Raw genomic sequence first — 8,946 nt, forward strand, 5'->3', positions numbered from 1 at the left:
GCAGCCCCTGGCCTTGGCGCAGAAATCCGGGGGGGCTGCTGCGCAGCCCATCGCGACACAAGGCCGCTCCTACAGGGGTTGCGTAAACGGTCCCCCATTTATTCCCTCGGGCGATTAGGCTGATAACCAAATCGTAGGAATCAATGTGCCATTATTCAGGAAGGCTTAAACACCTCTTCCTATACTGCCTCTGGACAGTCTGCACAGGGTTGTAGCGCAGACGAGTGAAAACTCGATCAAGAGGCATTCCATGGAGTGGCTGGGGCTGCAACTGTTCGCCGACCTTCCTGCAACCGGGCGTATCGTCATCGATTGCCGCCATGAGCCCTTCCTGGTTCTGCTCGCCTATCTCGTCGCCTGCGCGGCGTGCTTCGCCACCCTCGACATGGCTGAGCGCCAGTCGCACAGCGAGGACCCCACCGCACACCGGCAATGGAACATGCTCGGCGCGTGCTGCCTGGCAGGCGGCATCTGGGCCATGCACTTCATCAGCATGCTGGCGTTCCAGGCGCCGGTGGAAGTGCACTACGACATTTCCCTGACCATTCTCTCGCTGCTCATCGCCCTGGCTGTCGCCTGGCTGGCCATGCACAGCCTTGACCGCAGCCACCTAGACTCGCGTCACTTTGTGCTGAGCGCCGTCCTGATCGGCCTGGGCATCATCCTCATGCACTTTGTCGGCATGGCCGCAATGGAAACCGGCGCCCGCCAGTACTACCAGACAGGCCTGCTGCTGGCGTCTGCCGCGATCGCCCTGCTCACCAGCCTGGCGGCACTGTGCCTGGCCCGCTACTTTCGCAATGGCAGCGGTACCCTGCACCAGGCGATGAAATACGGCGCCAGCCTGCTGATGGCCGGCGGCATCGTGGCTACCCACTTCACCGCCATGTCGGCCATGACCCTGGTCATACCCGCCGATACCGCCCTGCGCCTACCCTCTGGCGACAACAGCCTGCAGCTGGGGCTGGGCATCGGTTTCATCACCCTGCTGATCAGTGGCGCCAGCATCAGCGCGGCACTGGCGGACAAGAAGCTGCAAAGCAAGGAGCATGACCTGCGCCGGGTCAGCGTACTGCTCGGCCAGCTCGACCAGGCCCGAGCCTCGCTGCAGCAGGCCGCACATTATGATGCGCTGACCAACCTGGTGAACCGCCGTGGCTTCAACCAGGTGTTGGCCGAACGCCTTGCCGAACACCAGGCCAGCGAAAGCCGCCTGGCGGTGATGTTCCTCGACATCGACCATTTCAAGCGTATCAATGACAGCCTTGGCCACGACGCCGGCGACGAGCTGCTCAAAGTGATCGCCAACCACATCAAGGCCGCCACCCGCAGCCAGGACCTGGTAGCGCGATTTGGCGGCGACGAGTTCTGCGTGGTCACCAGCCTCAACAGCCGCGACGAAGCGCGCCACCTGGGCCAGCGCATCATGCAGCGGATGAAAGAGCCGATCGACCTGGGTGGCCGGCGCATGGTCATGACCACCAGCATCGGTATCAGCATCTTCCCTGACGACGGCAGCACAGCCGAAGAGCTGCTCAAGCATGCCGACCTGGCCCTGTACCAATCCAAGGACAACGGGCGTAACAGCTTGAACTTCTTCAACGACAGCCTGAAGGCGCGGGCCACAATTGCGTTGCAACTGGAAGAAGAGCTGCGCCTGGCCCTGCTCGAAGAGCGTGGGCTGTGCGTACACTACCAGCCGATCTTTGACCTGCGCAGCGGGCAAGTGGCCAAACTGGAAGCCCTGGTCCGTTGGCAGCATCCGCAACACGGCCTGCTCGGGCCCGACCGGTTTATCGGCATCGCCGAAGCCAACGGCCTGATCATCGACCTCGACCTGTGGGTACTGCGCCACGCCTGCGCCGACCTGGCCCACTTGCAACGCCACGGTTATGGCGAGCTCAAGGTCACCGTGAATTGCTCTGCGGTCACCCTCAGCCACGACGAACTTCCCGCAGAGGTAGAGAAGGCGTTGTTCCACGCCGGCCTCGCGCCCCGCCAGCTGGAGCTGGAGGTGACCGAGAACGCCTTGATGGGGGATATCCAGCGCACCGTCAGCTTGCTCAAGCGTGTTCGTGCCCTGGGCGTTGCGCTGTCGATCGACGACTTCGGCACCGGTTACTCATCACTGGCGTACCTCAAACGGCTACCGCTCGACGTACTGAAGATCGACCGTACCTTCCTGCAAGATGTGCCGGGCAGCCAGAAGGATCGCGAAATTGTCCAGGCAATCATCGTCATGGCGCATACCCTGCACCTGCAGGTCGTCAGCGAGGGCGTGGAAACCGTCGAACAGCAGGCGTTTCTCGAAGGCCACGGCTGCGACTACCTGCAAGGGTACCTGCTGGGGCGCCCTGTGCCCCTGGCTGAACTGCGGCCGCTACTGGAGCGGCCACAACGCCTCGGCGCTGGGCTCACCCCTTGTTGCGATACAGCTCTACCAGGGTCGCCGGATCTTTATGCAGGTAACCCTGGCTACCGTGCAGACGCATCAATTGCGCGGCGAGGCCACTGAGCGGCGTCGCAGAACCCTGCTCGCGGGAAAACTTGACCGCACCATCGAGGTCCTTGAGCAGCGTGCGCACATGCCACTTGATCGGCTCGAAGCGGCTCTCGGCCATCTGCGGTGCGAGTATCTGCAGCGGCTTGGAATCGGCAAAACCACCCGCCAGGGCTTCGGCGATCAGGGTCGCATCAACCCCCGACTGTTCGGCCAGCGCCACCACTTCGGCAATGACCAGGGCATTGCAGGCCACGATCATCTGGTTACAAGCCTTGGTCACCTGGCCCGCGCCCACCGCGCCCATGTGCGTCACCCGCTGGCCCAGCACCTGCAGCACCGGGCGTGCACGTTGCAGGTCGGCTGCCTCACCGCCGACCATGATCGCCAGGCTGCCGGCCTCGGCACCGGAGGTGCCGCCGGACACCGGAGCATCCAGCCAGGCCATGCCACACAGTGCCGCCAGTTCGCTGGCCATTTCGCGGGTAGCGGTGGGCTCCAGGCTGGAGAAATCGACGAGCAGCTGGCCACTACGCCCACCCTCGGCAATGCCTTGAATGCCGAACACCACCTCGCGCACCACAGCGGTGTCGGCCAGGCATAACAGCACCATGTCGCTGTCGCGGCAAAGTTGCGCCGGGCTGCTGGCCAAGCGCGCGCCAGCGGCGACCAGCGCCGCGCACTTGTCAGGGCTGCGATTCCAGACAGTCAGCGGGTAACCCGCCGCCAACAGACGCCGGCACATGGGCAGGCCCATCAGGCCGATGCCGGCGAATCCAAGCGAAGGTAGTGCAGTGCTCATCGATGACTCCTGACTGGTTCGAACATTAAGGCTGCGCGTGGCCTGGCGGAACTGGGGACACATTACGCATTCCGTAAACTGTTACCGCCACGCCGAATTGTTACTTACCTCTACCCGCCTTGAACGCCATCAAGCACCAAAACGGGGCCGCTGCGTATTTTCACGCACCAAAAGCGATCACGCCTCTTTCTGGTCTTTTACCTGAATAACGATGAACGGCGAAACGACCACGGCCCAGATCTCTGGATCGCGGCTTTGCAGGTCCAGGGCCTGCTCGGCGGTGACCGGCCCAACAGTGCCATCACTACGCCACTTGGCGAAGATCTCGCCGCGATTCTCGGCCATCGCCTCGGCAACGGTGATCAGGTCCAGGCGGGGGTCGACCCAAATCAGGTCACCCTTGGCCCAGAAACGCTCAAGCGCTTTCCACTCGATGATTGCTGTCTCGCCAAGCAATTTGGCATAGAGGGTGCTTGTTTGATCAGTCATGGGTGGTATCCGCAAAAAATCGGCCAATGAAAAGGTCGGCATTTTTGCAGAAAAACCCGGTTTCAAATAAGTAATTTGGTCGATTGCCCCCGAATTCGCGGGGCAAAGCCGCAGATGCAGGCAGTTTGATGGCGCCTTTCTGTATCTTTCTGTCGACCAAGCGACAACACGGGAAACAGGCACTTTTCGACCGCTTTTCAAGCGCTCGAACAGCGCTCTACACTGTACCGGTACAGTTCCGGGACATGTTCCGGGGGAAGGTGGGCTTGCGCGTTGGCATGGCCACGCCGCAAATCCCGCCCGGTCTGTAGCCCTGGCCGCCAGGACTATAAGAATTACAACAGAATGAGTGGAGCACTATGATCAAGATTTCCAAGCTGTTCGCCGCAATGGTTCTGGCCGGGGTAGCCAGCCATTCGTTTGCCGCCGATACCATCAAGATCGGCATCGCCGGTCCCAAGACGGGTCCTGTGACCCAGTACGGCGACATGCAGTTCATCGGCGCCAAGCAAGCCATCAAGGACATCAACGCCGCGGGCGGCGTCGATGGCAAAATGCTCGAAGCCAAGGAATACGACGACGCATGCGACCCTAAACAGGCCGTGGCAGTCGCCAACAAAGTGGTCAACGACGGCGTCAAGTTCGTGATCGGCCACCTGTGCTCCAGCTCTACTCAGCCTGCGTCCGACATCTACGAAGACGAAGGCGTGATCATGATCACCCCGGCCGCCACCTCGCCGGAAATCACCGCCCGTGGCTACAAGCTGATCTTCCGCACCATCGGCCTGGACAGCGCCCAGGGCCCGGCGGCCGGCAACTACATCGCCGACCACGTCAAGCCGAAAGTGGTCGCGGTACTGCACGACAAGCAGCAGTACGGTGAAGGCATCGCCACCGCGGTCAAGCAGACCCTGGAGAGCAAAGGCACCAAGGTTGCCGTGTTCGAAGGCCTGAATGCCGGTGACAAGGACTTCTCCTCGATCATCCAGAAGCTCAAGCAGAACAACGTCGACTTCGTCTACTACGGTGGCTACCACCCAGAGCTGGGCCTGATCCTGCGCCAGGCTCAGGAAAAAGGCCTGAAAGCCAAGTTCATGGGCCCGGAAGGCGTGGGTAACGACTCCATCTCGCAGATCGCCCAAGGCGCCTCCGAAGGCCTGCTGGTGACCCTGCCGAAGTCGTTCGATGCCGACCCGGAGAACAAGAAGATCGTCGATGCCATCAAGGCAGACGGCAAGGACCCAAGCGGCCCGTTCGTGTTCCCGGCCTACTCGGCTGTCGAACTGATCGCCCAGGGTATCAAGGCCGCCAAGTCCGAAGACACCGACAAGGTGGCAGCCGCCATCCACGCCGGCACCTTCAAGACCCCGACCGGCGAGCTGGCCTACGACGAGAAAGGCGACCTGAAAGACTTCAAGTTCGTGGTCTACGAATGGCACTTCGGCAAGCCGAAGACCGAAGTCTCCCCTCAGTAACTGCGTGACTAAATAGCTGACCGTAAAAAGCCCACTGTGCGAGCAGTGGGCTTTGTTTTACGAGGTTCATGAGCCTGGCTGCCGCGATCCGGATGCCGGCTCACCTGAAAATCTTAAAACCGTCACCCGCGGTTTCCTGGCCCTACCCCCGCCAGCGAAATGCAAATCAGGTTTTTAGGAGCGCTGTAATGCCTGAGATCTACCATTTCTTCCAACAACTGGTTAATGGATTGACCATCGGCAGCACCTATGCCTTGATCGCCATCGGTTACACGATGGTGTACGGCATCATTGGCATGATCAACTTCGCCCACGGCGAGGTGTACATGATCGGTTCCTATGTGGCCTTCATCGCCCTGGCGGGCCTGGCCATGATGGGTATCCATTCGCTGCCGATCCTGATGACCGTTGCCTTCGTCGCGACGATCTTCGTCACCAGTGCCTATGGCTACAGCATCGAACGGGTTGCCTACCGCCCCCTGCGCAACAGCAACCGCCTGATCCCGCTGATTTCCGCCATCGGCATGTCGATCTTCCTGCAGAACACCGTGCTGCTTTCGCAGGATTCCAAGGACAAGTCCATCCCCAACCTGATCCCCGGCAGTTTCTCGTTCGGCCCGGGCGGCGCGGAGGAAGTACTGATCAGCTACATGCAGATCCTGGTGTTCGTCGTCACCCTGGTGGCCATGACCCTGCTCACCCTGTTCATCTCCCGTTCTCGCCTGGGCCGCGCCTGCCGCGCCTGCGCCGAGGACATCAAGATGGCCAACCTGCTGGGCATCAACACCAACAACATCATCGCCCTCACCTTCGTCATCGGTGCCGCCCTGGCAGCCGTGGCGGCCGTGCTGCTGAGCATGCAGTACGGGGTGATCAACCCCAACGCCGGTTTCCTGGTGGGCCTGAAGGCCTTCACCGCGGCGGTGCTGGGTGGCATCGGCAGCATCCCGGGCGCCATGCTCGGCGGGCTGGTGCTGGGCGTGGCCGAAGCGTTTGGCGCCGATATCTTCGGTGACCAGTACAAGGACGTGGTGGCATTCGGCTTGTTGGTTCTTGTCCTGCTATTCCGGCCGACCGGCATCCTGGGCCGCCCGGAGGTTGAAAAAGTATGAACAGAAATCTCAAACAGGCGTTCTTCAGCGCCTTGCTGGTATGGGCCGTGGCCTTCCCGGTGCTGGGTCTGAAACTGAGCATCGACGGCATCAGCCTGGTAGTGCACAGCCAGGGTTCGTTCACCATCAGCATCATCGCCGTGTGTTCGGTGCTGATGTTCCTGCGCGTGCTGTTCGACAAGCAGTGGAGTTCGGTGATGGGCCGCCGCTCGGATCGCAAGCTGATCCCGCCGGCTGTCAGCAACTACCTGACCCTGCCGAAAACCCAGCGCTACGTGATCATCGGCCTGATCGTTGCCGCACTGGTGTGGCCGTTCTTCGGCTCGCGCGGTGCGGTCGATATCGCCACGCTGATCCTGATCTACGTGTTGCTGGGCCTGGGCCTGAACATCGTGGTCGGCCTGGCGGGCCTGCTCGATCTCGGTTACGTCGGCTTCTACGCCGTCGGCGCCTACAGCTATGCCATGCTCTCGCACTACCTGGGCTGGAGCTTCTGGGTGTGCCTGCCGATCGCCGGCCTGATGGCCGCCACCTTCGGCTTCCTGCTCGGCTTCCCGGTGCTGCGCCTGCGCGGCGACTACCTGGCGATCGTGACCCTGGGCTTCGGCGAGATCATCCGCCTGTTCCTGCGCAACCTTACCGACTGGACTGGCGGCCCCAACGGCATCAGCAACATCCCCAAGCCGGAGTTCTTCGGGCTCACCTTCGAACGCCGTGCCGCCGAGGGCATGCAGACCTTCCACGAGTTCTTCGGGCTGCAATACAACTCGATCAACAAGGTGATCTTCCTGTACCTGGTGGCGCTGCTGCTGGCCTTGCTGGCGCTGTTCGTGATCAACCGCCTGCTGCGCATGCCGATCGGCCGTGCCTGGGAAGCGCTGCGCGAAGACGAGATCGCCTGTCGCGCGCTGGGCCTGAACCCGACCATCATCAAGCTCTCGGCGTTTACCCTCGGTGCCTGCTTTGCCGGTTTCGCCGGCAGCTTCTTCGCCGCGCGCCAGGGCCTGGTGACGCCGGAGTCGTTCACCTTCATCGAGTCGGCAATCATCCTTGCCATCGTCGTGCTCGGCGGCATGGGCTCACAACTGGGCGTGATCCTCGCGGCCATCGTAATGATCCTGCTGCCCGAGCTGATGCGTGAGTTCAGCGAATACCGGATGCTGATGTTCGGTGCGCTGATGGTGTTGATGATGATCTGGCGTCCGCAGGGCCTGCTGCCCATGCAACGTCCACACATGGAGCTGCGTCGATGAGCCGCGAAATTCTGCAAGTCAGCGGCCTGAGCATGCGCTTCGGCGGCTTGTTGGCGGTCAACGGCGTGGCCCTGACCGTCAAGGAAAAACAGGTGGTGGCGCTGATCGGCCCGAACGGCGCCGGCAAGACCACCGTGTTCAACTGCCTGACCGGTTTCTACAAGCCCAGTGGTGGCACCATCCTGCTCGATGGCCAGCCCATCCAAGGCCTGGCCGGGCACCAAATCGCCCGCAAGGGCGTGGTGCGGACCTTCCAGAACGTGCGCCTGTTCAAGGAAATGACCGCGCTGGAAAACCTGCTGATTGCCCAGCACCGCCACCTCAACACCAACTTCTTCGCCGGCCTGTTCAAGACCCCGAACTTCCGCCGCAGCGAGAAAGAGGCCATGGAACGCGCGCAGTACTGGCTGGAGAAGGTCAACCTGACCGAATTCGCCAACCGTACCGCCGGCACCCTCGCCTACGGCCAGCAGCGTCGCCTGGAAATCGCCCGCTGCATGATGACCCAGCCGCGCATCATCATGCTCGACGAACCGGCCGCGGGCCTGAACCCGAGAGAGACCGAAGACCTGAAGGCGCTGATCGCCTACCTGCGGGAGTCGCACAACGTCACCGTGCTGCTGATCGAGCATGACATGAAGCTGGTGATGAGCATTTCCGACCATATCGTGGTGATCAACCAGGGCACCCCCCTGGCCCACGGTACGCCGGAACAGATCCGCGACAACCCTGATGTGATCAAAGCCTACCTGGGGGAAGCGTAAATGCTGAAGTTCGAAAACGTTTCCACCTTCTACGGCAAGATCCAGGCGCTGCACAGCGTCAACGTGGAGATCAACCAGGGCGAGATCGTTACCCTGATCGGCGCCAACGGCGCCGGCAAGTCGACCTTGCTGATGACCCTGTGCGGCTCGCCGCAGGCGCACAGCGGCAGCATCAAGTACCTGGGGGAAGAACTGGTCGGCCAGCCGTCCTCGCACATCATGCGCAAAAGCATCGCGGTAGTGCCGGAAGGTCGCCGCGTGTTCGCCCGCCTGACGGTCGAGGAAAACCTGGCCATGGGTGGTTTCTTCACCGACAAGGGCGACTACCAGGAGCAGCTGGACAAGGTGCTGCAGCTGTTCCCGCGCCTGAAGGAACGCTATATCCAGCGCGGCGGCACCATGTCCGGTGGCGAACAGCAGATGCTGGCCATCGGCCGGGCGCTGATGAGCAAGCCCAAGCTGCTGCTGCTCGACGAGCCTTCGCTGGGCCTGGCGCCAATCATCATCCAGCAGATCTTCGACATCATCGAACAACTGCGCCGTGATGGCGT

General features: G+C 61.8%; 8 protein-coding genes. 6 read left to right on the forward strand and 2 right to left on the reverse strand.

Translation table 11 applies throughout. The features are described 5' to 3' along the window. The first annotated feature begins 250 nt into the window (after nt 1–250). On the forward strand, nt 251–2,515 hold the full coding sequence (locus HP546_RS21125; protein WP_172229083.1) for a bifunctional diguanylate cyclase/phosphodiesterase: 2,265 nt from the start codon (nt 251–253) through the stop codon (nt 2,513–2,515). On the opposite strand, the gene HP546_RS21130 is transcribed toward HP546_RS21125, so the two are convergent. Together HP546_RS21130 and HP546_RS21135 are read right to left on the reverse strand one after the other, a co-directional pair. Beyond that, entirely contained in the window at nt 2,415–3,302 is an 888-nt protein-coding gene (locus HP546_RS21130) for an NAD(P)-dependent oxidoreductase (protein ID WP_172229085.1), read from the reverse strand. The genes HP546_RS21125 and HP546_RS21130 overlap by 101 nt on opposite strands. A 177-nt stretch (nt 3,303–3,479) precedes the next feature. Next, a complete protein-coding gene (locus tag HP546_RS21135) occupies nt 3,480–3,791 on the reverse strand; it encodes a DUF2288 domain-containing protein (RefSeq protein WP_172229087.1) in 312 nt (103 codons plus the stop codon). Between the two features lie 359 nt (nt 3,792–4,150). Between HP546_RS21135 and HP546_RS21140 the strand changes: the two genes are divergently transcribed. The 5 genes from HP546_RS21140 to HP546_RS21160 all read left to right on the forward strand — a co-directional run. Next, nucleotides 4,151–5,266 carry a branched-chain amino acid ABC transporter substrate-binding protein gene (locus HP546_RS21140; RefSeq protein ID WP_172229089.1) on the forward strand — a complete coding sequence of 372 codons (1,116 nt, stop codon included), beginning with the start codon at nt 4,151–4,153 and terminating at the stop codon, nt 5,264–5,266. Nucleotides 5,267–5,454: 188 nt separating this feature from the next. Further along, nucleotides 5,455–6,378, forward strand: coding sequence for a high-affinity branched-chain amino acid ABC transporter permease LivH (gene livH / locus HP546_RS21145; RefSeq protein WP_008097482.1), 924 nt, complete (start codon nt 5,455–5,457; stop codon nt 6,376–6,378). Further along, nucleotides 6,375–7,631, forward strand: coding sequence for a high-affinity branched-chain amino acid ABC transporter permease LivM (locus HP546_RS21150; RefSeq protein ID WP_172229091.1), 1,257 nt, complete (start codon nt 6,375–6,377; stop codon nt 7,629–7,631). Before livH ends, HP546_RS21150 begins: the two co-directional genes overlap by 4 nt. Beyond that, nucleotides 7,628–8,395: a high-affinity branched-chain amino acid ABC transporter ATP-binding protein LivG gene (gene livG / locus HP546_RS21155; RefSeq protein WP_172229093.1), complete on the forward strand. Its 768-nt coding sequence runs from the start codon at nt 7,628–7,630 to the stop codon at nt 8,393–8,395. The genes HP546_RS21150 and livG overlap by 4 nt, the downstream gene beginning before the upstream one ends. Continuing rightward, nucleotides 8,396–8,946: ABC transporter ATP-binding protein (locus HP546_RS21160; protein ID WP_172229095.1), on the forward strand; the 551-nt coding region annotated here is incomplete at its 3' end.

Source organism: Pseudomonas sp. CM25 (assembly GCF_013179705.1).
Lineage (GTDB): Bacteria > Pseudomonadota > Gammaproteobacteria > Pseudomonadales > Pseudomonadaceae > Aquipseudomonas.